Source organism: Rathayibacter sp. AY1A3, from assembly GCF_002930975.1.
In the GTDB taxonomy this organism is placed as follows: domain Bacteria; phylum Actinomycetota; class Actinomycetes; order Actinomycetales; family Microbacteriaceae; genus Rathayibacter.
The window spans coordinates 1-22,376 of sequence record NZ_PSTO01000039.1 but is presented as its reverse complement, the minus strand read 5'-3'; the positions used below and the strand labels follow the sequence as shown (position 1 = coordinate 22,376).

The window sequence follows — 22,376 nt, the reverse complement described above, 5'->3', positions numbered from 1 at the left end:
GCCGCACTGCACGATCCCCACCGTATCGAGCCGCCGGTGGCCTCCGTCCGGCGATGAGGTGCCCCTCAGACCTGCTGGAAGACCCGCAGGCCCTGTCCCCGGGAGAAGCCGAGGCGCGAGTAGCTGTCCGCCAGCCGCTCGTCGCCGGCCACGGGCACGACGACGCCTCCCGCGGGAACCGTGGCCAGCAGCTCCCTCGTCGCGAGCAGCGCCGACAGGCGGGTCCCGGGGCGCTGCGAGAGCGCCATCACCGTCCACCGCCGCCCGGGAGGCGTCTCCGCGCCGACGGCCGCGGTGAGGGGGGTCCCGACCAGCAGGGCCCCCGCCCCCACGGCTCCGCCGAGGAGCGCCGCGAGGACCAGGACCGCGCCGAGCAGCCCCGAGAGCGCGACCCACACGGCCGCCACCACGGCCAGCAGGACGACCGGGACGGTGACGGCGATGCTCACCAGGGCGTCGGCGACCGGCCGGTAGCGCCCGAAGACGACCAGCCCGTTCCGGTCGGCCGTCTCATGGGCGGCGCGGCGGATCACGGAGGGCGTGAGCGAGAGCAGCGCCGTCGGGAAGGCCAGGACGGCGAGGACGCGGTGGCGCGTGAAGGCGCGCACCATCAGCCACGAGACGGCGGGCAGACGTCCCCATCCGACCGGTGCCGACGCCGCTGCCATCGATCCAGTCTGCGCGACCGGGCAGGTGCGGGGCCACCCGGTACGAGGACGCCGCTCCGGCTCCGCTGCGCGAGGGAGGCCGACGCGGACTACTCCTCGTCCGCCCGGTAGACCTTCCGGAACGCGTCCTTGCGGGCGATCCTCCCGCCGCGGAACTCGTAGATGTCGCAGCCCCGCGTGACCTGGGGTCCGCCGTCGGGGCCGGTCCCGGTGAAGGACCAGGTGGCCGCGCCGCGCGTCCCGGCGATGAGGGGAGCCCCCTCCTCGTGCCGCTCCTGTCCGGTGTCGAAGGCGAGCATGAGCGCGAACCCCTCGCGGACCTGCTCCTTCCCCGTCCAGGTGCGGCCGGGCTCGGGGCCGACGGACGCGCCGTAGACGCAGTCGTCGGTCATGTGGCTCATCAGCGCTTCGAGGTCGTGGCGGGTCCAGGCGTCGCTGAACGCGGCCAGCACCTCGGGCGTCATCTCGCTCGTGCTGGTCTCGGTCGAAGAGGAGTCGTCCATGGCGGGCCTCGGTCCTTCTGATCGGTGGACCGTCGTCGGTCGCTCTGCGACCGTGGCAGGTGAGCGGCCGCAGTGGCAACGCCCTCTAGCGGTCATGTCCGGAAGCGGACGGCCGGCGGATCAGCGGTCCGTCGACCCGCCGATGAACGGGTGAGCGCGACGGCGGGGGGCGGTGCGCTGCGGGCGGCGGGAGCGGCCGCCGAGGCGACCCGCTCCACCGGGCACTGCCGCGTCCCGATGCTGAGCCCCTTCGTGAAGGCCGTGCCGAAGTCGGACGCGGGCCGGTCCTCCTCCGCCTCCTCGGTCGCGGCTCCCGGGTCGCCCGAGGCGGCCGGATGCTAGGCGCTCGCCGCCTCCTCCGCCACCTCCTCCCCGCCGACCGGCGCCGACGCGCAGGATGAGGAGCACCGGTCGCGGCGGGCACCGACCCCGCACCCGACCGGCACCGAGACCGCCACGAGCCCGCGCCGGCGGGAGGACAGCGAGAACACCATGGGATTCTGGGGACCGACCGACGAGACCCGCAGCACGCGCCCGGTCGACGAGCCGCTCGGCGAGCTGGAGCTCGTGCACGCCTTCACCAGCGGTCCGATGCCCACCGGCGTCAGCGTCTCGCACACCGGGCGGATCTTCGTGAACTTCCCGAAGTGGGGCGACGAGGTCCCGGCCACGGTCGTGGAGCTGGTCGACGGAGCGGCGGTGCCCTACCCGGACGAGGCCTGGAACACGCCGTCGGGAATCGACGACGCCGGCGCCCTCGTCTCGGTGCAGAGCATCGTCGTCGATCCGGCCGACCGGCTCTGGATGCTCGACACCGGCAGCCCGATGTTCGAGCCGACGAAGAAGGGCGGCCCCAAGCTCGTCCGCGTCGACCTGGCGACCGACACCGTCGAGCAGGTGATCGTCCTCGAGCCGGACGTCGCCCTGCCGACCACCTACCTCAACGACGTCCGCTTCGATCTGCGGCGCGGCATCGCCTACATCACCGACTCGGCCGACTCCGGCCCGAACGGGATCATCGTCGTCGACCTCGAGGCGGGGACCGCCTGGCGCCGCCTGCACGACCACCCGAGCACGAAGGCGCTCACTCCTCCGGAGCTCGTGCCGATGGCCGAGGGCCGCGTGCTGATGAAGCGCCCGGCCGACGGCGACCCGCAGCCGGTGACGATGGGCGCTGACGGCATCGCGATCTCGGCCGACGGCGAGCGCCTCTGGTACTGCCCGCTCGCCTCCCGCCGCTGGTTCAGCGTGGCGACGGCGGCACTGGTCGACCGGTCGGTGCCGGACGAGGACGTGGCGGCGACCGTCGTCGACGAGGGCGACAAGGGCGGGGGAGCGGACGGCCTCGAGACGGATGCGCTGGGCCGCTTCTACGCCACGAGCTACGAGAACAACGCGATCGTCCGCCGTCGCACCGACGGCACGATGGAGACGATCGTGCACGACGAGCGGCTGCTCTGGCCCGACACGATGTCGATCGCGACGGACGAGCACCTGTACGTCACCGCGAACCAGCTGCACCGCCAGGCCGATTACCAGGGCGGCACGGATCTGCGGACGTACCCGTACTCGCTGTTCCGGGTGCGGATCGGCGCGGGGCCGGTTCTCCTGCGCTGAAGGCCCCCGCCTGGTCGCCTGCGCCGAGATCCGCAGCGCGGATCAGCGCCAGTGGGCGAGCTCCGTGCGGAGGGTCGCGCGGGCGCGGGCGAGCAGTCCGCGGACGGTCGAGGTCGTGAGGCCCAGCTCGTGCGCGATCGCGTCGTAGCTGCACTGCTCCAGCTGGCGCAGCTCCCAGCAGCGGCGCTGGGCCGGGGGCATCGCGGCGAGCACCCGGTTGGCGTCGGCGGCGAGCGATCCGCAGTGCGCGGCGTGCTCCGGGTCGTCGGCGGCGGAGGCGGGGAACTCGTCGTCCAGCTCGGCTCGCAGCCGCGAGACGCTGGAGCGGAGTCGGTCGACGCTGCGGCGGCGGGCGGTCGTGACGAGCCAGCCGGCGATGGTCTCGCCGTCGATCACGCTGTCCACGTGGGTCCACGCCGCGAGGAACGTCTCCTGCACCACGTCGTCGACGTCGGCGCTGCTGCGGAGGGTGCGGGCGGCCGTCGCGCGGAGCAGCGCGGTGTAGCGGCGGACGATGGTGGCGAACGCGCGGTCGTCGCCCTCCGCGGCGCGGATGACGAGCATCCGGTCCGAGTCGGGTTCGAGCAGTGCGAGCGGCGGCGCGGCGAGGGTCGAGGTGCGGGCCCTCGGGAGGCGTGCGGGGGTGGTGGCGGTGAGCATGCGGACTCCGGTCGACTTGATGTGTACGCATGATTCGGAGGCGCGCTCCGGCCCGGTTTCCCGGGGCGGGACCCCAGTGGGAGGGGCAGGTCTGTCCGGTTTCCGGGGACGTCAGCGCCGCCGCGACCACCAGCGGCGGGACCGCTCCGGCTCGGCGGCCGCCCGGGCCTCGGCCGCGGCGGCGCGATCGGCGCGCCGCTGCGACCAGGCGGCGACCTCCTCGTCGACGTCCCGGAGCGGGGTGACGACGGGCGGCCCGCCCAGCAGCTGGCGGCGTGCCTCGATCACCCGCGTGTTGAAGTCGGCGAGCTCGGCGCGCACCTCCTCCTCGCGGTGCAGGCGGTCGAGGCGCTCGTCGAGCGCGCGGTCCTCGGCGCGGAGGAGGAAGGCGGCCGGGCCGATCCCGGTGAGGTTCTCGCGCTCGATCTTGCGGCGGATCCACCAGTCCGGGTCGTGGGCCGCGCCCAGGTCCGGGAGCGGCTTCCCCGATCCCGGCAGGTCGTCGAAGTCGCCGCGGCGGATCGCGAGCTGGATCGCCGTCTCGACGAACGCGGCCCGCTCGAGCGGATCCTCCGGCAGGGCGGGCTGCTCCGCCTCCTCCTCGCCCGCGGCGCCGGCCCGGTACCGGGCGGCGCGCTCCCTCGCATCCGACATCCCTCCACGCTAGATCGGGCTCCTCGCCTCGGGCAACCACCCCTCCCGCCGTCTCCGTGGTCGGCGGGCGCCGCGGGTCGACATCGCCGGACCGGCGTGCGTAGTATCGATACTCGATAACATCGACGATCGATAAGGAGCACGCCATGACGAGTGTCATCCCCAGCGGACCGGTCCGGGAGCGTCCGCGCGTGTTCCGGGTGGCCAGGGCGGTCCTGCTCATCGTCGCGGTCTTCTCCGTGCTCACCGCGCTCCTGCAGACCTGGACGGTCACCACCGGGCGCACCCTGCTGGTCTTCGGGGGAGCGGACGGCCGCCTCCCACTCCGGAGCCTCCCGCAGCTGCTGCAGGCCGAGCCGCGCGAGGGCACCGCGCCCACGCTCGCCGACGCCGCCCTCTCCCTCCGCCTGCTCGGTGCGCTGCCGAGCCTCCTCCAGGCGGTCACGATCGTCCTCGCCACGGTCTTCCTCCTGCGGGTCCTCCGCGGCATCGCGGCCGGACGCCCGTTCGACCCCTTCGTCCTCGCGAACTGGCGCCGTCTGAGCCTCGCCCTGCTGATCGGAGGAGTGGCGCAGGGCCTCGCCGACACCGCGGCCGGCCTGTACCTCAGCTCCGGCATCGGCCTGCTCTTCGCCGCCGGCCGGGTGACCGACGAGCAGCGCGACGCCTTCCTCGGCGGCGACTACCAGGCCATCGGGACGAACCTGCCGCAGTGGCCCGTCCCCGTCCTGCTCGCCGGAGTGGTGGCCCTCGCCCTGACAGCGGCGTTCCGCGCCGGCGCGAAGCTCGAACGGGACGTCGACGGCGTTGTCTGAGCCCGCCGACGACGAGAGGCACCGGATCGACTGCCACCTCGGAGCAGTGCTGGCCGAGCGCGGCGTGACCCTCACCGCCCTCTCGGCCCGCACCGGCATCACGATGGCGAACCTCTCCATCCTCAAGAACAACCGCGCCCGCGCGATCCGCTTCACGACGCTGACGCTCATCTGCGACGCGCTCGACTGCACCCCGCAGGAGCTGTTCTCGATCCGGGCCGTCGACGAGCGGGGGTAGCGGCGGGCGGATCGGCCAGGGGATCTCTGCGGGGCCGATGGTAGGGACGCCGTCCGATCCGACCGTCGATCGAGCAGGCCTCAGTCGCGCTCCACGTCCGCCCCTCCTGGGATCGGCCGGAGCTCCCCGGAGCTCGCTCTCGTCCCGACCCGTGGATGAGCCTCACCAGCGCGGTCGGCGGCCTCGGCCATCGACCGTCCACAGGGGAGCGAGCTCGTCAGCGGGACCGTCGAATGCGCCTCCGGTGGATGCCGGCGGCTGCTCGCGGTCGTCTCTCCCGACGCGAATCACTCCCGAGCAGTTGTCGAGCACTCGAAAGGACCCCGCAGACACGCATCGCGGGAACCCTCCGGGACCCTCGCGCCATCTCGGTGACTTCCACCGTCGAAGGGCCCCTCCTGAAGATCCGGGCCGACTACTGGTCCCAGGAGTCCATCCCCGAGGGACGTGTGCGAAGCGTCCTCGTGCGTGCTTCCGCGAACCGGTCCCGTCGCGCTGTGCGATCTCCCTGAGACGGCGGCGGTGTACCCGTCGACGAGGCCGCCGGTCATCGACCCCGCGAGGAGCGCCCGCTTCAGACCCGCACCGACGACGAACACGTCGATCGACCCGGGGTTCCCGAACGGGAGACGGACCGTGATGCACGTCTGGTCGTGCTGAGCGGCGGTCAGCGGTCGAGGACTTGACGAATGACGAAGACCCGCTTCTCCGTCGACTCCCGCCCCACGGGGTCGAACCCGCTCGCCGTCGTCACTGAGACCCTGCTCGAGCCGGTCGGGAGACTCGTGGGCGTCGTGCCACCGCCGCTCCCCGCCGCTCAGTCCAACGGGTAGCCCGGCAGCCCGTCGATGCTGACCGCGTTCCGCGTGGCGCGGTACTCGGCCATGCCGTCGGGGCCCTTCTTCTCGGCCTGGAGGAGGAGCAGGTCGCGCTCGCCGACCGGCTCCATCACCGGCACGCCCCAGCCGCACGCGTCGCTGATGCGGGTGAGCTCGACGGTGACGACCGCGCGGGTGCTCGGGTGCTCGGGGTGCTGCTCCGCGACCTCGGCGAACGCCTCCGAACCGGGCAGGTGCACGGAGCCGGTGCCGTGCAGGCGGACGATGCGCGGACGCGGTCCGAACGACGCGAACATCAGGCACACGCGCCCGTTCTCGCGCAGGTGCGCGATCGTCTCGACTCCGCTGCCCGTGTAGTCGACCCAGCCGACTCGCCGCGGGCCCAGGATCGAGAACGAGTCGTGGCCGCGCGGCGACATGTTGACGTGCCCGTCCGCGGCGAGGGGCGCGGTGGCGACGAACCACATCGGCTGCTCGTGGATCCAGGAGGCGAGGCTCTCGTCGATCTCGTCGTAGACGTGCGCCACGGGGTCAGGCTCCGGCCGCGCGGCGGACCAGCTCGGTGACGGCGGCGCGCGTCTCGGCGTCGGCGGAGACGAGCGCGTAGGCGGTCGGCCAGATCGTGCCGTCGTCGAGCTGCGCGCCGTCCTGGAAGCCGAGGGTCGAGTAGCGCGTGCCGAACTTCGCGCCGGGCTGGAAGAAGACGATCGCCTTGCCGTCGGAGCGCGCGTAGGCGGGGAAGCCGTACCAGGTCTTCGGGAGGAGGTCGGGAGCGGTCTCGCCGACGACGTCGTGCAGCATCTGGGCGATCGGCCGCTCCTCGTCGGTCATCGCGGCGATCGCGGCCTCCGCGTCCCTGCGGTCGGCGTCGGCCTTGTCGGCGCTCTTCTGCCGCTTCGCCTCCGCCCGCAGCTCGGCCGCGCGCTGCTTCATCGCCGCGCGCTCGTCCTTCGAGAAACCATCTTCGGAGGCCATGTCCGCCCGTCCCGTCCGTCTGCGGCTCCCGGTCCGGGAGCGTCCCCGCACATCGTGACAGCGCCGCACTCGTCGCACAACGGCGGGACCGGGCGCGACCGCGCCCCCCCCGGAAGCCCAGCCTCCGCGGTTAGCGTGGGCGGATGCGCCTCCTCCTGATCCGCCACGGCCAGACCCCCTCCAACGTCGCCGGGCTCCTCGACACCCGCATCCCCGGACCCGGGCTCACCGACCTCGGCCGCACCCAGGCCGCGGCGCTGCCCGGTCGGCTCGCCGGCGAGGGGATCGGCGCGCTGCTCGTCTCGACGATGGTCCGCACCCACGAGACGGCCGCCCCTCTCGCCGCGGCGCTCGGGCTCGAGCCGATCGAGCGCGACGGCATCCGCGAGGTCGCGGCCGCGGGGCTCGAGATGCGCGGCGACGACGCGGCGGTCGAGGAGTACATGGGCACGGTCTTCCGCTGGGCCGGCGGCGAGACGTCGATCCGGCTGGCGGGCGGCGAGACGGGCGACGAGTTCGCGGCGCGCTACGACGCGGTGGTGGCGGAGGCGGAGGCGCTCGGGCACGAGGTCGTCGCGCTGGTCAGCCACGGCGCGGCCATCCGCTGCTGGGCGGGTCTGCGCTCCCTCGACCTCGATGCGCGCTTCATCGCCGACCACCTGCTCGACAACACCGGCGTCGTCGTCCTCGAGGGCTCGGGCGACGCGTGGACGCTCGTGTCCTGGCAGGGCGAGCCCGTCAGTGGAGTCGGCGCGGCGGCCCCCTCGGGCCCGGCGGGCGAGACCACCGTCTGAGCTGCGGGGCCTCCTCGCCGGTCGAGCAGCGGCGGATGGAGACCGGCCGGAACGAGCGCCGCCGGCCGCGCCATCACGGTAACGATCGCGCAACACTCCGGAAACCAGCTCCGACCAGCACATTCGCTCGCGCCGATCGGTTCATCACCACCCCTGGACCCGCCCCCGCAATTGTCCGACGTTTGCCCCTCGGCGGCTCCGCGGCTACCGTGGTCGGCGGTCCTCACGGGCCCCGATGAACCGGTCCGCGCTCGCACGGCGTCCCCCAGGACGCGCCGCGATCGTACGGTCAACGGGAGTGGAGGCGGCCCCGAGGCCGCCTCGGACGCTCTCGCCTCCACCCCCTGCCGCGCTGAGCGGCGGGACGCACGCGGAGGCTCGACGCACGGCTGTCCCACGCTCCCGACCCGGCACCACGAGATGAGCGCAGGGCGTCGTCCCTGCGCGCCGACGGAGTGTACGTGCACCAGAACCAGCAGATCATCAGCGAGCCCCGGAGCGAGGCGGGCGCCGATCCCGCGACCCCCGCTCTCGAGGCCCGCCACCTCTTCAAGGTGTTCGGCCGGAAGCCCGACGAGGTCGTCCGCCGACTGGGCGAGGGCGCCGACCGCGGCGAGCTCGCCGGACTCGGCACGGCCGCGGTGATCGACGCGTCCTTCACCGTGCGCCGCGGCGAGATCTTCGTCGTGATGGGCCTCTCCGGCTCCGGGAAGTCCACCCTCATCCGCATGCTGAACGGGCTCCAGGAGCCCTCCGCGGGCGAGGTCCTGATCGAGGGCTCCACCATCACCGGCGTCTCCGAGGCGGAGCTGCGCCGCGTGCGCCGCTCGTCGGTGTCGATGGTGTTCCAGCACTTCGCGCTCCTCCCGCACCGCACCGTGCTCGACAACGTCGCGTACCCGCTCGAGATCCAGGGCGTCCCCGCGGCCGAGCGCCGCGAGCGGGCCCTGCTCGCGGTCGAGCGCGCCGGTCTCGCCGGCTGGCACGAGAAGATGCCCGACGAGCTCTCCGGCGGCATGCGCCAGCGCGTCGGCCTCGCCCGGGCGCTCGCCGCCGACACCGACATCGTGCTGATGGACGAGGCGTTCTCGGCACTCGACCCGCTGATCCGCCGCGAGATGCAGGAGCAGCTGATCGAGCTGCAGCACGAGCTCGGCAAGACCATCGTCTTCATCACGCACGACCTCAACGAGGCCATGTTCCTCGGCGACCGCATCGCGGTGATGCGCGACGGCCGCATCGTCCAGATCGGCACCCCGGAGGAGATCCTCACCGACCCGGCGAACGACTACGTCGCCCAGTTCGTGCAGGACGTCGACCGCGCCCGCGTGCTCACCGCCTCCGCCGTGATGGAGCCCGCCCGCTCCGTGGTCACCCTGGCGGCCGGTCCCCGCGCCGCGCTCCGGAGCATGCGCGACCTGCAGACCTCGGCCGCGTTCGTGGTCGGCGGCGGACGCCGCCTGCTGGGCACGGTCCGCGACCGCGACGTGATCGAGCAGGTGCGCCGGAGCACCGGCGACCTCTCGGCGGTCCTCACCTCCGACGTCGTCACCGTCGGTCCGGACACCGCCCTCAGCGAGGTCATCGAGCCCGCCGTCGAGTCGGCGCTGCCGGTCGCCGTGGTCGACGCCGACGGGCGTCTGCTCGGAGCGATCCCGCGGGTGACCCTGCTCGCGGCGCTCGGCAACGTGCCCGCCCGCACCGGCGAGCACCCGGTGATCGAGCCGCCCGCCACCGTCTCGACCGAGGTCGTCACCGCGACCCTGCACGCGACCGGAGGCCCCGTCGAGGACGCCGTCCTCGCGGCGGACGGAGGTGCACGATGACCGATCTCGGCTTCCGCCTCCCGCTCGGCGCCCTCGCCGAGGGTGCCGTCGACGTCCTCACGCAGACCTTCCAGCCGGTCTTCGACCTGCTGCGCACCGTCTTCGGCGCCCTCTACTCCGGCGTCGACCTCGTCCTCGCGACACCGCCCTTCTGGGTGATCGTCGCCTTCCTCGCCGTACTGGCCTACGCCGTCCGCGGCTGGGTCTTCGCGGCCGGCACCGCCGTGGGGCTCCTGCTGATCGTGGGGGTCGACCAGTGGGAGAACGCGATGGACTCCCTCGCGCTGGTGCTCGTCGCCTCCGTGATCGCCATCGCGCTGAGCGTTCCGCTGGGCGTGCTCGCCGCGCGCAATCGCACAGCCTCCGCGGTCATCCGGCCCGTGCTCGACCTGATGCAGACGATGCCGGCCTTCGTCTACCTGATCCCCGCGCTGATCCTGTTCCGGGTCGGAGTGGTGCCCGGCATCGTCGCGACCATCGTGTTCGCGATGGCGCCGGGCGTCCGGCTCACCGAGCTGGGCATCCGCGGCGTCGACCCGGAGCTCGTCGAGGCGGGGGAGTCGTTCGGCTCCTCGAAGTGGCGGATCCTCCGCCAGATCCAGCTGCCGCTGGCGCTGCCCTCGATCCTGGCGGGCCTCAACCAGGTCATCATGCTCTCGCTCTCGATGGTCGTCATCGCGGGCATGGTCGGCGCCGGAGGGCTGGGCGGCGACGTCGTCGCGAGCCTCAACCGGATCGACGTCGCGCTCGGCTTCGAGGCGGGCATCTCCGTCGTGATCCTCGCGGTCGTCCTCGACCGGATGACCGGCGCGCTGGGCTCGCCCTCGCCTGCGAGGGTCGCCCGGGCGAAGAACCGCCGCGCCGTCGTGGCGACCCGCTCGGCCGTCGGCGTCGTCTCGATCGGCCTGGTCGCGTCCCTCGGGGCCGCGACCCTCGCCGCTCCCGCCACCGCCGCCTCCGTCGACAACGGCGACCGCACTGACGTGACCGTCGCCGTGTTCCAGGGCTGGGACGAGGGGATCGCCGTCTCCGCTCTGTGGGAGGCGGTGCTCGAGGAGCAGGGCTACGACGTGACCCTGCAGAACGCCGACGTCGCCCCCGGCTTCCAGGGCCTCTCGACCGGCGACTACGACCTCGCCCTCGACACCTGGCTGCCGCTCACCCACGCCCGGTACGTCGAGCAGTACGGCGACTCGATCGTCGACCTGGGCGCGTGGAACGACGAGGCGAAGCTGACCATCGCGGTCAACGAGGACGCCCCGATCGACTCCCTCGAGGAGCTCGCCGCCGATCCGGGCGTCGTCGGGAACCGCCTGATCGGCATCGAGCCCGGCTCCGGTCTCAACAAGACGACGACCGAGGACGTCATCCCCGGCTACGGCCTGGAGGGGATGGACTACCTCACCTCGTCGACGCCGGCCATGCTCCAGGAGCTCTCGAGCGCGACCGCCGCGGGCGAGAACATCGCCGTCACGCTCTGGCGCCCGCACTGGGCCTACGACGCCTTCCCGGTCAAGGACCTCGAGGACCCGAAGGGCCTGCTCGGGCAGGCGGAGGGGATCCACTCCTTCGGCTCGGCCGCGTTCGACGTGGACTACCCGACGATGAGCCGCTGGATCCGCGACTTCCGGATGGGCTCGAAGACGCTCTACTCGCTCGAGAACGCGCTGTTCAACGACGGGGCCGACGACCGCTCCGCCGCCCTCGCCGCGTGGATGGACGAGAACCGGGAGTACGTCGACACGCTGATCACCTGATCCGCCACCACGACGAAGGCCGAGAGGCCGGGCGGCCCCGGACCAGGGCTGTCCCGGCCTCTCGGCCTTCGTCGCGCAAGGATCAGGCGGCGCTGACCCGGCGTCCCGCGGTGGCGCGGACGAGGAGGGTGACCACCAGCACCACGGCGGCGGCGACCAGCGCGGCGATCCCGGCGGGGACCGAGACGAGCTCGCCTGCGAAGCGGCCGACGGCGACCCAGGAGAGTCCCCAGACGAGCGAGAGCATCGGGGCGATGCGGCCGCGGCCGGTGACCGCGATCAGGAGTCCGACGAGCGCGGCGACGGCGAGGACGACGACCGCCCAGACCGCGGCGCCCGGACCGTCCGCGCTGCCGACTCCCGCGCCGACGAGCCCGGCGGTGACGTTCGCGGCCGTGGCCACGCACACCCAGCCGAGGTAGAGCCCGAAGGTGCCGTCCGTCACGATCGCGTCGACCACTCCGGCCGACCGGGTGGTCCGCAGGATCACGAAGATGCGCGCGAGCACGGCGAGCAGCAGGGCGATCACGACGACGCTGAGCGTCAGGAAGCCGGCCTGGACGACCAGGATCCACGCGGCGTTCAGGAGGAGGCTGGCGGCGGCCCAGTAGCCCAGCCGGCGGTGGCGGGTGCGGGCGGTCTGCGAGGGCAGGAACTGCCAGATCGCGTAGGCGATGAGGCCGGTGTAGATGACGCTCCAGATCGCGAAGGCGGGGCCGTCGGGAGCGATGGGGGTCGAGGACGCGGTCAGGGCGCCGTCGGCCGCGTTCTGGATCTGCGTGCCGCCCGCGGCGCCCGAGCCGATGAACGAGCCGATGAGGGCGAGCACCGCGCTCACGGCGACGACGACCTGGCGAATCCGGTCGGCGCGGTCGGGGGTTCGTGTGGCGGTCATGTCGCTCCTCCATTAGTCAGCTGGCTGAGTAATGAGAGTAGCGCGATTCCGCTCCCCGTCCACTGGGGCTTGCGGCGCGGCCCCGGCCCGGGATGAGGGCCGGGGCCGGATTCTCAGGCGCGGGCGGCCGCGTACTGCTCGCGGATGACGGGGCGGTGGTCCGGCGCGGGCTCGGCCACCGAGGTGACGGTCCACGTCGGACGCGATCCTGTCAGCGCCCAGGCGGCCTGCACGGCGGCACCATCGGCCACGTACTCGCCGGGCGTCGGCACCTGCACGGGCACGTCGAACACCTGCGATGCAGCGAGCTGCACGGCGCGGTTCTGCGCGGCTCCGCCGATGAGGAGGATGCGCCGCGCCTCCACTCCCTGCGCGCGAACGGCGTCGAGCCCGTCGGCCAGTCCGCAGAGCATGCCCTCGATCGCCGCGCGGGCGAGGTTCGGTCGCGTGGTCGAGGCGATGGTCATCCCGTGCAGGCTCGCGGTCGCGTCCGGCAGGTTCGGCGTGCGCTCGCCCTCGAAGTAGGGGACCAGCACGAGGCCGTCGGCACCCGGCTCCGCCTCGAGCGCCAGTGCGGCGAACTCGTCGAAGTCGCTGCCGAGCAGGGTCGCGGTCGAGGCCAGCACGCGCGCGGCGTTGAGCGTCGCGACCAGCGGCAGGAAGCGCCCGCTCGCATCGGCGAAGCCGGCGACGGTCCCGGAGGCGTCGCGCACCGGGTCGTCCGTGACGGCGAAGACCGTGCCGCTCGTGCCGATGCTGACGACCACGTCGCCGGGGCCGGCGCCGAGGCCGAGCGCGGCGCCCGCGTTGTCGCCCGCGCCGGGGCCGACGACGAGTCCGCTCTCGGTGCGGCCCGCCTCCTCCGAGGGGCCGAGCACGCGGGGGAGCAGCGGGCGGTGGCCGAGAGCGCGCTCGAGCAGGTCGAGATCGTAGCCGTCCGCTCCCCAGTACGAGGTGCCGGACGCGTCGGACCGGTCGGTCGTGAGCGCGTCGAGCTGCGGACCGCGGGCGGAGTCGGGGCCGTAGCCGAGCAGGCGCCAGGTCAGCCAGTCGTGGGGGAGCGCGACGGCGGCGACACGGGCGGCGCTCTCGGGCTCGGCGTCGCGCAGCCAGCGGAGCTTGGTGGCGGTGAAGGAGGCGACCGGCACCGATCCGGTCCGCTCCGCCCAGGCCCCGGCTCCGAGCTCCTCGATGAGCGCGGCGGCGGCGGGCGCGCTGCGGGTGTCGTTCCAGAGCAGAGCGGGGCGGATGACGGCGCCGCTCTCGTCGAGGACGACCATGCCGTGCTGCTGGCCGCCGACCGAGATCGCGGCGACGTCGTCGAGCCCGCCGGCGTCGGCGAGGGCGAGCTGCAGCGCCTCCCACCACGCGGCCGGATCGACCTCGGTGCCGTCCGGGTGGCTCGCCCGGCCGGTGCGCACCACGGCGCCGGTGTCGAGGTCGCGGACGACCACCTTGCAGCTCTGGGTCGACGAGTCGATCCCTGCGACGAGCGTCATCGCTGTCCTCTTTCGTTGGGGGTACGGGTTCGGGCGTCCGGTGCGGAACCGGGCCGGATGCAGGAGAACGGACGAGATCCCGTGCCGGTGCAGGGGATCTCGTCCGTCTCAGGTCGTCCCGCGGCTGACCGCGGGCTCAGAGGGTGCGGGTCAGCCGCGGGCGCCGAGCAGGTGCTCGGTGGCCAGCTGCTGCAGGCGCACGAAGCCGAAGCCCTTGCCGCCGAGGTAGGCGTCGGCGTCGAACGACTCGTACGAGGCGGTGTCCGCGAGCAGGTCGTCGTACGACTCGCCCTCGTTCAGCGTCGGGGTGGAGAGCTCGGCGACCTTCGCGGCTGCCAGCGCCTCCTGCACCTCGGGGTCGGCGCGGAAGGCCGCGGCGCGCTCCTTGAGCAGCAGGTAGGTGCGCATGTTCGCGGCGGCCGAGTCCCAGACTCCGGTCTCGTCCTCGGTGCGCGAGGGCTTGTAGTCGAAGTGGCGCGGGCCGTCGTAGGCCGGGACGCCGCCGGGGCCGCCGTTCTCGAGGAGGTCGACGAGCGAGAACGCGTTGTGCAGGTCGCCGTGGCCGAAGACCAGGTCCTGGTCGTACTTGATGCCGCGCTGGCCGTTGAGGTCGATGTGGAAGAGCTTGCCGTGGTACAGCGCCTGGGCGATGCCGGCGGTGAAGTTCAGGCCCGCCATCTGCTCGTGGCCGACCTCGGGGTTCACGCCGACGAGCTCGGGGCGCTCGAGGGAGTCGATGAACGCAATCGCGTGGCCGAGCGTCGGCAGCAGGATGTCGCCGCGGGGCTCGTTCGGCTTGGGCTCGATGGCGAAGCGGATGTCGTAGCCCTTGTCGGTGACGTAGTCGCCGAGCAGGTTGACGGCCTCGCGGTAGCGCTCGAGCGCGGCGCGGATGTCCTTGGCGGAGTCGTACTCGGCGCCCTCGCGGCCGCCCCACATGACGAACGTCTTCGCGCCCAGCTCGGCGGCGAGGTCGATGTTGCGGAGGACCTTGCGCAGCGCGAAGCGGCGGACGTCGCGGTCGTTCGAGGTGAAGCCGCCGTCCTTGAAGACCGGGGCGCTGAAGAGGTTGGTGGTGACCATCGGCACGATGAGGCCGGTGGACTCCAGCGCGCCCTTGAGGCGGTCGATCTGGGTCTGGCGCTCGGCGTCGGTGGAGCCGAAGGCGAACAGGTCGTCGTCGTGGAAGGTGAGGCCGTAGGCGCCGAGCTCGTCGAGCTTCTCGACCGCGTGGACGACGTCGAGCGGCTCGCGGGTCGGGCCGCCGAACGGGTCCGTCCCGTTGTAGCCGATGGTCCAGAGGCCGAACGAGAACTTGTCGGCGCGGGTGGGGGTCAGGGACATGGGATCCGAATCCTTTCCGGCGACGTCGCCGAATTGTTGTTGAGCCCAACATATCCCCTGAGGGTCGGGAGGCGCAACGCGCGGAAGGCCCGGCGCGTCGCCCTCCGGCCCCTCGCGGGTGCCGCCCGCTCATGCCGCGGAACCGCTCGCGGAGCGGGCCGGCGCCCGGGGAGGTCGTCGCGAGGATCGCTTGCGCAAGCGCTTCGACTGTGCGTACAGTCGCTCCAGCACGACCGGTCGAAGCGCTTCGAAGCTCGACCGCGACCGACGACGACGTCCGGCAGGAGGAGCCATGGCGACCATCCACGACGTGGCCCGCGCTGCCGGAGTCTCGATCAGCACCGTCTCCTACGCCCTCTCCGGTAAGCGCTCGATCGCCGCCTCCACCCGGCAGCGCGTCGACGACGCGGTGCGCCAGCTCGGCTACCGGCCCCACGCGGGAGCCCGGATGCTCGCCGGGGCGCGGACCCACATCCTCGCCCTCTCCGCCCCGATGCGCGGCGAGCTGCATCTGCCGACCCACATGCGCTTCGTCACCGAGGTGCTCGAGCGCGCCCGGGAGTCGGACTACGACGTCCTGCTGCTCGTCACCGACGAGGCCTCCAGCGGCATCGGGCGCGTGTCCTCCTCCTCGCTCGTCGACGGCATCGTCCTGATGGGCGTCGACGACGACGACGACCGCGCCGAGCTGATCCGCGCGGCCGGGGTCCCCGCCACCTTCATCGGCGTGCCCGCCGACTCCCACGATCTCGCCTGCGTCGACCTCGACTTCGCCGAGGCCGCCCGCCAGAGCGTCCGCCGGCTCGCTGAGCTGGGCCACCGCTCGCTCGGCCTGCTCGAGCACCCGCAGTCCTACACCGACCGCAACGCCGGCTTCGTCCGCCGCTTCGACGAGGCGTTCCGCGCCGAGGCTGCGGCGCTCGGAGTCGAGATCGCGGTCGAGCGCCCGCACATCGGCCGCCCGAGCGCACAGGCCGCGATCGACGCGATCCTCGCCGCACCCGTCCCGCCCACCGCGCTCGTGCTGCACTGCAACGAGCCCGTGGCGGAGGCGGCGATCGAGCGCGTCCTCGAGCGCGGCCTCTCCGTCCCCGGCGACCTGTCGATCCTGGCGGCCTGCGCCAGCTATGACGGCGGCGCCCTCCCGGTCCCCACCAGCAGTCTTCCCCTCCCGTTCGACGCGATGTGCCGAGCGGCCGTCGCGCGGACCCTCCAGCAGATCGACTCCGGCCGCACCGTCGGCGTCGAGCTGCTCCCGCCCTCCTACGTCGACCGCGGATCCCTCGCGGTCGCTCCGACCGGCGCTCCGGTGCCGGCGGTCCCGTCCGGCACTCCCGCGCCGGCCTCCCTCTAGTCCTCCACCCTCTTCCCGCCCGCTCCGGCTCTGCGCACTGTCGAAACGCTTCGACACCACGCCCCCGCGAGAGAGCGCTCCCTGCACGACCTCCGCAGCACCACCGCACCGTTCGAAGGAGAACCACCGCAATGTCGCTCCGATCCCGCTCCGCCTTCCACCGCCCGACCGCCGGTCTCAGCCGGCGCAACCTCCTCGCCGGCGGAGTCGGCCTCAGCGCGATGTTCGCGCTGGCCGCCTGCTCCGGTGGCGGCTCCGACGCCGGCTCCGACGCGCTCTCGACCACGGTCGACGGCGCCGGCCGCACCCTCACCCTCTGGGACTTCGAGACGCCCGACAGCGACCGCGGCATCGCGTGGCTCGCCGCCCGCGACATCTTCACCCAGGAGACGGGGGCCGAGATCGCGTACGAGTTCAAGGCCTTCGAGCAGCTGCGCACCGGCGCCAGCCAGATCTTCAACTCCAACTCGGCGCCCGACGTCGTCGAGTACAACAAGGGCAACGCGACCAGCGGACTCCTCTCGAGCCAGGGCCTGCTCACCAACCTCGACGAGGCGGTCGCGTTCTACGGATGGGACTCGCTGATCCCCGGCGCGCTGCAGACCACCGCGAAGTACGACGAGAACGGGATCATGGGCTCCGGCTCCTGGTACGGCATCCCCAACTACGGCGAGTTCACCTTCGTCTACTACAACAAGGACGCCTTCGCCGCCAACGGCCTCGAGGTCCCCACCACCTACGAGGAGTTCACGGCCGTCCTCGACGCCTTCGTGGCCAAGGGGATCACCCCGCTGGCCGAGGCCGGCGCCGAGTACCCGCTGCAGCAGCTCTTCTACCAGCTCGCGCTGCTGAAGGCCGACCGCTCCTGGATCACCGACTACCAGACCTACACGGGCGAGGTCGACTTCGAGGACGCGGCCTGGAGCTACGCGGCCGACCAGCTGAAGACCTACGTCGACAAGGGCTACTTCTCGGCCGACGCCTCCGGGCTGAAGGCGGAGGACGCGGGCACGGCCTTCATCTCGGGCGAGTACCCGATCTTCTTCTCAGGCTCCTGGTGGTTCGGCCGCTTCAAGACCGAGATCACCGGATTCGAGTGGGACACGTTCCTCTTCCCGGGCGCCGAGTTCACGATGGGCTCCGCCGGCAACCACTGGGTGATCCCGGAGACGGCGAAGAACAAGGACCTCGCCTACAAGTGGATCGACATCACGATGCGACCCGAGATCCAGAACCTCATCGGCAACAACGGAGGCATCCCGCTGGTCGTCGACGAGAGCGCCATCACCGACGAGAAGAGCAAGGCGCTGCTCTCGCAGTGGAAGACGGTCGTCGACGGCGACCAGCTCTCCTTCTACCCCGACTGGCCCACCGCGACCTTCTACGACGACCTGGTCGCCGCCACGCAGGAGCTCATCAACGGCTCCTCCGACGAGTCCGCCATGCTCTCCGACCTCCAGGCCAAGTACGACGACGGAGTCGCCGACATCACGTGACGCGGAAGCGTCACGTGATGTCGGCCGAGGCGGCCGGCCCCGCGCCTGCAGGCGCGGAACGGCCGCGGAAGACCTGAGGACGTGACGGCGACCCCTCGACGGGGTCGCACGAACACCGTCGAGCCTTCACCCCCCCCCGCTGGATGCCGCTCCGGTACGCGACACGCCGTCGCCTCCGTACCGGAGCGGCATCCAGCGGCAGCACACCCACGACCCCGTCCGACCTAGGAGTACCCATGACGACGACAGCACCTCGTCGCGCGGAGAGCGCGCCGCCTCCCACGACGCCGCCCCGCGAGAAGCGCTCCGGCGGCTACTGGCTCTACCTGATCCCCGGGTTCGTGCTCTTCACGTTCATCGTGCTGATCCCGCTGATCTGGAACGTCTACATCAGCTTCACGTCCTGGCGCGGCATCAAGCCGCCGATCTTCATCGGCCTCGACAACTGGATCGAGCTGATGGGCGACGACCAGTTCTGGACCTCGTTCCTCAACTCGGTCTACATGATCATCGCGATGGTGATCGTCCCCACGATCCTCGGACTCCTGCTCGCGGCGATCCTCTTCGATCTCGTCGGCAAGAAGTTCGGCGGGCGCCTGGCGAGCTTCCTCCGTGCCACCTACTACCTCCCGCAGATCCTGCCGACCGTCATCGCCGCGATCGTCATCGGCTGGATCCTCCGCCCCGACAACGGCGCGCTGAACTCGATCCTCGAGGCCGTCGGGCTCGGCTCCCTCTCGCACGACTGGCTCGGCAAGCCGGACACCGCGATGCTCTCGATCATGGTCGTGATGATCTGGGTGCAGCTGGGCTACCCGGTCGTCATCTTCATGGCGGCGCTGCAGCGCGTGGACCCCGAGCTCTACGAGGCGGCGGAGCTCGACGGGGCGAACTGGTTCCAGCGCTTCCGCTGGATCACGGTCTCGATCATCCGGCCCGAGATCTTCGTGGTCACCCTCACCTGCACCATCGCCGCGCTGAAGGTCTTCGGCCCGATCTACGCCCTGACCCGCGGCGGCCCCGGCGACTCCACGATCGTCCCCTCCTACTACTCGTACACCGAGTTCTTCCAGAAGCAGCAGGTGGGCTACGGCGCCACCATCGCGACCGCGCTCACGATCGTCATCGTGATCCTCGCCGTGCTGTTCATCCGCGCCCAGGAGCGCGTCGAGCGCAGCGAAGGAGCCCGCTGATGTCGGCCATCGAGACGCTGCCCCTCACCCAGGCCGGCACGCAGGACGCGGACCTCTCGTCCTCCCGTCCCGCCAAGCCCGCGAAGGGCACGACGAAGCGCACTCTCGGCGACTGGGTGATCCTCGCCGTCGCCGTGGTGATCGGGCTCGTGATCATCAGCCCGGTGCTGCTGATCCTGCTCAACTCCTTCAAGACCCCCGCGGAGTACTCGGCGAACGGCCCGCTCGCCTTCCCGACCGGCCTCTCCTTCGACGGCCTCTCGACCTTCTGGAGCCGCGTCGACTTCCCCGAGAAGCTCGGCAACTCGATCCTCATCTCGGGGTCGGTCGCGATCCTCGCCGTCGCCCTCTCGGTGCTGAACGCCTACGCGATCGGCATCGGCCGGGTCCGCGGCCGGAGCTGGATCATCGTCCTGTTCCTGCTGGCGAACATGCTCCCGCAGGAGGCCCTGCTCTACCCGCTGTACTACATGTTCAAAGCGGTCGGGATCTACGACACCCAGCTGTCGGTCATCGTCATCTTCACCGTCATCCAGTCGGCGTTCGGCACCTATCTGCTCTCGAGCGTCTACGGCACCTTCCCGAAGGAGATCCTCGAGGCCGCGGCTCTCGACGGCGCCTCGAAGTGGCAGGTCCTCACCCGGGTGATCGTCCCGATCTCGCGGCCCACCCTCTCGGTGCTGATGATCTTCTTCTTCATCTGGACCTGGAACGAGTTCCTCATCCCGCTGGTCTTCCTGGTGAGCGACGCGACGCAGACCGTCCCGATCGCGATCTCGAGCCTCCAGGGCGACAAGATCATGGACGTCACCACGACCAGCGCGAGCGCCCTCCTGGGCCTTCTCCCGACGCTGATCTTCTTCCTGATCTTCCAGCGCACCCTCACCCGCGGCATCACCGCCGGCGCGGTCAAGTAGCCCTCTCTCCCCCGTCGGCGCCTCCCTCACGGGATCCGCCGGCGCGCCATCGAAAGGCACCCCCATGAAGTTCACCGACGGGTTCTGGCAGACGCGGGCCGGATTCACGCCCCTGTTCGCGCAGGAGGCGTACGACATCCGCACCGACGGCACCACGCTCGAGGTGATCGCCCCGACCCGGGTCATCCAGGGCCGCGGCGACGTCCTCAACCGGCCGGCGCTCACGGTCACGGTGTCCTCGCCGGCCGAGGGGGTCGCGCGGGTGCGGATCGAGCACTGGCGCGGGACGGCGGTGCGGCCCGGCTTCGAGCTGGCCGGGGGCGACGTCGGAGCGGCGGAGGTGACGGAGTCCGGCGGCGTGCTGCGCACCGGCGACCTCGAGGTCCGGATCAGGCAGGGCGCTCCGTGGTCGCTGGAGTTCTGGGACACCTCGACCGGCACGCGCCTCACCGGCTCCGGGCACAAGGCGCAGGGCTACCTGACCGGACCGGACGGAGCCGCCTACCTGCACGAGCAGCTCGACCTCGGCGTCGGCGAGCTGGTCTACGGGCTCGGCGAGCGCTTCGGCCCCTTCGTGAAGAACGGCCAGACCGTGGATGTGTGGAACGCCGACGGCGGCACCTCCTCCGAGCAGGCCTACAAGAACGTCCCGTTCTACCTCTCCAGCCGCGGCTACGGCGTGCTCGTGAACGATCCCGGCCTCGTGTCGTTCGAGATCGGCTCCGAGGCGGTCGAGCGCGTGCAGTTCTCGGTCGGCGGCGAGGCGCTGGAGTACCTGGTGATCCAGGGCCCGACGAAGAAGGACGTGCTGCGGCGCTACACCGGCCTCGCGGGCCGCCCCTCCGTCGTGCCCGCCTGGAGCTACGGACTGTGGCTGACGACCAGCTTCACCACGAGCTACGACGAGGAGACGGTGAACTCCTTCATCGACGGCTTCGCGGAGCGGGAGCTGCCGCTGTCGGCGTTCCACTTCGACTGCTTCTGGATGCGCGAGTTCCAGTGGACCGACCTCGAGTGGGACCCGCGCACCTTCCCGGACCCCGAGGGGATCCTCGCCCGCCTGCACGAGCGCGGGCTGCACACCTGCGTCTGGATCAATCCGTACATCGCGCAGGCGTCGCCGCTGTTCGCCGAGGGGCGCGAGAAGGGGTATCTGCTCAGAACGGCCTCCGGCGACGTCTGGCAGTGGGACATGTGGGTCGCCGGCATGGCGCTCATCGACTTCACGAATCCGGAGGCGACCTCCTGGTTCCAGGAGAAGCTCCGCGTCCTCGTGCGCCAGGGCGTCGACTCCTTCAAGACCGACTTCGGCGAGCGGATCCCGTCGGAGGGCGTCGTCTGGGCCGACGGGACCGACCCCGAGGCCATGCACAACTGGTACACCCAGCTCTACAACCGCGCGGTGCACGAGGTGCTCGAGCAGGAGCTCGGCGAGGGCCGCGCGGTCCTCTTCGCCCGCAGCGCCACGGTCGGCGGGCAGTCGCTGCCGGTGCACTGGGGCGGGGACAACACCTCCTCCTACGTGTCGATGGCCGAGACCCTGCGCGGAGGCCTCTCGCTCGCCCTGGGCGGGTTCGGCTTCTGGGCGCACGACATCGGCGGGTTCGAGGGCACGCCCGATCCCGGAGTGTTCAAGCGCTGGCTCGCGTTCGGCCTGCTCTCCTCGCACTCGAGGCTGCACGGATCCTCGTCGGTGCGCGTGCCGTGGGCGTTCGACGAGGAGGCCGTGGAGGTCACCCGGCTCTTCACCCGGCTGAAGCTCTCGCTGATGCCCTACCTCTTCGCGGCGGGGGCGGAGGCGGCGAGCACCGGCGTCCCGATCATGCGCCCGATGGCGCTCGAGTTCGAGGACGACCGCAGCGCCGCCCACCTCGACACGCAGTACCTGCTCGGGCACGACCTGCTCGTCGCTCCGGTGTTCACCGAGGACGGCACGGTCGAGTTCTACCTCCCGCGCGGGACGTGGACGAGCTGGTGGACGGGCGAGCGGATCGTCTCGACGGGGGAGTGGCGCCGTGAGGTCCACGGCTTCGACTCGCTGCCGCTGTACGTGCGCGAGGGTGCGGTGATCCCGGTGGGGGCCCGCCAGGACTCGGCCGAGTACGACTACCTCGACGGGCTCGAGCTGAGGGTGTTCCCGGGGCAGGACGGAGCGACGCCGGTCCGGGTCGTCGCGCACGACACGGGGGAGGAGACGATCTTCACCGTGACGCGCTCCCGCGGCGACGTCTCGGTCGACGGCCCGGCCGGCACCTGGACCTGGGTCGAGGCCTGAGCGGCGCCCTCCTGCTGATCGAGCAGCGGGCGCAGCCCTCCCCTCGAGACCCCGGCC

General features: G+C 72.0%; 22 protein-coding genes. 13 read left to right on the top strand and 9 right to left on the bottom strand.

Translation table 11 applies throughout. From position 1 onward, the window contains the following. Positions 1–65: 65 nt before the first annotated feature. Both C5C10_RS14900 and C5C10_RS14895 read right to left on the bottom strand, forming a co-directional pair. Positions 66–668, bottom strand: a complete 603-nt coding sequence (locus C5C10_RS14900; RefSeq protein WP_146082180.1) for a hypothetical protein — start codon at positions 666–668, stop codon at positions 66–68. A gap of 89 nt (positions 669–757) precedes the next feature. Beyond that, positions 758–1,171 carry a nuclear transport factor 2 family protein gene (locus C5C10_RS14895; protein WP_219812314.1) on the bottom strand — a complete coding sequence of 138 codons (414 nt, stop codon included), beginning with the start codon at positions 1,169–1,171 and terminating at the stop codon, positions 758–760. Positions 1,172–1,321: 150 nt separating this feature from the next. On the opposite strand from C5C10_RS14895, the gene C5C10_RS14890 reads away from it, so the two are divergent. Together C5C10_RS14890 and C5C10_RS14885 are read left to right on the top strand one after the other, a co-directional pair. Next, on the top strand, positions 1,322–1,513 hold the full coding sequence (locus tag C5C10_RS14890) for a hypothetical protein (protein ID WP_104329648.1): 192 nt from the start codon (positions 1,322–1,324) through the stop codon (positions 1,511–1,513). Between the two features lie 150 nt (positions 1,514–1,663). After that, positions 1,664–2,788, top strand: coding sequence for an L-dopachrome tautomerase-related protein (locus C5C10_RS14885; protein WP_104329647.1), 1,125 nt, complete (start codon positions 1,664–1,666; stop codon positions 2,786–2,788). Between the two features lie 42 nt (positions 2,789–2,830). Here C5C10_RS14885 and C5C10_RS14880 read toward each other — a convergent pair whose 3' ends face one another. Next, positions 2,831–3,448 (bottom strand): RNA polymerase sigma factor, encoded by a 618-nt coding sequence (locus tag C5C10_RS14880; protein ID WP_104329646.1) that lies wholly within the window; start codon positions 3,446–3,448, stop codon positions 2,831–2,833. Positions 3,449–3,559: 111 nt separating this feature from the next. Continuing rightward, positions 3,560–4,102, bottom strand: coding sequence for a DUF1992 domain-containing protein (locus tag C5C10_RS14875; protein WP_104256487.1), 543 nt, complete (start codon positions 4,100–4,102; stop codon positions 3,560–3,562). Between the two features lie 146 nt (positions 4,103–4,248). Between C5C10_RS14875 and C5C10_RS14870 the strand changes: the two genes are divergently transcribed. The 3 genes from C5C10_RS14870 (at position 4,249) to C5C10_RS17940 (ending at position 5,988) form a co-directional block, all read left to right on the top strand. Continuing rightward, positions 4,249–4,917 (top strand): hypothetical protein, encoded by a 669-nt coding sequence (locus C5C10_RS14870; protein ID WP_104227364.1) that lies wholly within the window; start codon positions 4,249–4,251, stop codon positions 4,915–4,917. Then, positions 4,910–5,155 (top strand): helix-turn-helix transcriptional regulator, encoded by a 246-nt coding sequence (locus C5C10_RS14865; protein ID WP_104224883.1) that lies wholly within the window; start codon positions 4,910–4,912, stop codon positions 5,153–5,155. Before C5C10_RS14870 ends, C5C10_RS14865 begins: the two co-directional genes overlap by 8 nt. Positions 5,156–5,844: 689 nt before the next feature. Then, on the top strand, positions 5,845–5,988 hold the full coding sequence (locus tag C5C10_RS17940) for a hypothetical protein (protein ID WP_181073478.1): 144 nt from the start codon (positions 5,845–5,847) through the stop codon (positions 5,986–5,988). Here C5C10_RS17940 and C5C10_RS14860 read toward each other — a convergent pair. Continuing rightward, a complete protein-coding gene (locus C5C10_RS14860; RefSeq protein ID WP_104329645.1) occupies positions 5,973–6,521 on the bottom strand; it encodes a pyridoxamine 5'-phosphate oxidase family protein in 549 nt (182 codons plus the stop codon). The genes C5C10_RS17940 and C5C10_RS14860 overlap by 16 nt on opposite strands. A gap of 4 nt (positions 6,522–6,525) precedes the next feature. Next, on the bottom strand, positions 6,526–6,969 hold the full coding sequence (locus C5C10_RS14855) for a hypothetical protein (protein WP_104227361.1): 444 nt from the start codon (positions 6,967–6,969) through the stop codon (positions 6,526–6,528). 143 nt (positions 6,970–7,112) lie between these two features. On the opposite strand from C5C10_RS14855, the gene C5C10_RS14850 reads away from it, so the two are divergent. The 3 genes from C5C10_RS14850 (at position 7,113) to C5C10_RS18385 (ending at position 11,346) form a co-directional block, all read left to right on the top strand. Beyond that, positions 7,113–7,763, top strand: coding sequence for a histidine phosphatase family protein (locus C5C10_RS14850; protein ID WP_104224880.1), 651 nt, complete (start codon positions 7,113–7,115; stop codon positions 7,761–7,763). 461 nt (positions 7,764–8,224) lie between these two features. Continuing rightward, entirely contained in the window at positions 8,225–9,589 is a 1,365-nt protein-coding gene (locus C5C10_RS14845) for a glycine betaine/L-proline ABC transporter ATP-binding protein (protein ID WP_374953356.1), read from the top strand. After that, the gene (locus C5C10_RS18385; RefSeq protein ID WP_104329644.1) at positions 9,586–11,346 is read left to right on the top strand and encodes an ABC transporter permease/substrate binding protein; all 1,761 of its coding nucleotides are present in this window, start codon (positions 9,586–9,588) and stop codon (positions 11,344–11,346) included. Before C5C10_RS14845 ends, C5C10_RS18385 begins: the two co-directional genes overlap by 4 nt. Positions 11,347–11,428: 82 nt before the next feature. Here the strand turns inward: C5C10_RS18385 and C5C10_RS14835 are convergent, their stop codons facing one another. The 3 genes from C5C10_RS14835 to xylA form a co-directional block, all read right to left on the bottom strand. Beyond that, positions 11,429–12,241, bottom strand: a complete 813-nt coding sequence (locus tag C5C10_RS14835; RefSeq protein WP_104329643.1) for a tryptophan-rich sensory protein — start codon at positions 12,239–12,241, stop codon at positions 11,429–11,431. A gap of 113 nt (positions 12,242–12,354) precedes the next feature. Continuing rightward, entirely contained in the window at positions 12,355–13,740 is a 1,386-nt protein-coding gene (gene xylB, locus C5C10_RS14830) for a xylulokinase (RefSeq protein WP_104329642.1), read from the bottom strand. A gap of 150 nt (positions 13,741–13,890) precedes the next feature. Then, positions 13,891–15,084, bottom strand: coding sequence for a xylose isomerase (gene xylA / locus C5C10_RS14825; RefSeq protein ID WP_104224876.1), 1,194 nt, complete (start codon positions 15,082–15,084; stop codon positions 13,891–13,893). A gap of 292 nt (positions 15,085–15,376) precedes the next feature. On the opposite strand from xylA, the gene C5C10_RS14820 reads away from it, so the two are divergent. The 5 genes from C5C10_RS14820 (at position 15,377) to yicI (ending at position 22,319) form a co-directional block, all read left to right on the top strand. Beyond that, positions 15,377–16,438 (top strand): LacI family DNA-binding transcriptional regulator, encoded by a 1,062-nt coding sequence (locus C5C10_RS14820; protein WP_104227356.1) that lies wholly within the window; start codon positions 15,377–15,379, stop codon positions 16,436–16,438. A gap of 131 nt (positions 16,439–16,569) precedes the next feature. Further along, positions 16,570–17,934: an ABC transporter substrate-binding protein gene (locus tag C5C10_RS14815; protein WP_258060612.1), complete on the top strand. Its 1,365-nt coding sequence runs from the start codon at positions 16,570–16,572 to the stop codon at positions 17,932–17,934. 236 nt (positions 17,935–18,170) lie between these two features. After that, positions 18,171–19,127 carry a carbohydrate ABC transporter permease gene (locus C5C10_RS14810; RefSeq protein WP_104224874.1) on the top strand — a complete coding sequence of 319 codons (957 nt, stop codon included), beginning with the start codon at positions 18,171–18,173 and terminating at the stop codon, positions 19,125–19,127. After that, positions 19,127–20,044, top strand: a complete 918-nt coding sequence (locus C5C10_RS14805; RefSeq protein WP_104256489.1) for a carbohydrate ABC transporter permease — start codon at positions 19,127–19,129, stop codon at positions 20,042–20,044. The genes C5C10_RS14810 and C5C10_RS14805 overlap by 1 nt, the downstream gene beginning before the upstream one ends. Positions 20,045–20,108: 64 nt before the next feature. After that, positions 20,109–22,319 carry an alpha-xylosidase gene (gene yicI / locus C5C10_RS14800; RefSeq protein WP_104329641.1) on the top strand — a complete coding sequence of 737 codons (2,211 nt, stop codon included), beginning with the start codon at positions 20,109–20,111 and terminating at the stop codon, positions 22,317–22,319. Positions 22,320–22,376 lie beyond the last annotated feature (57 nt).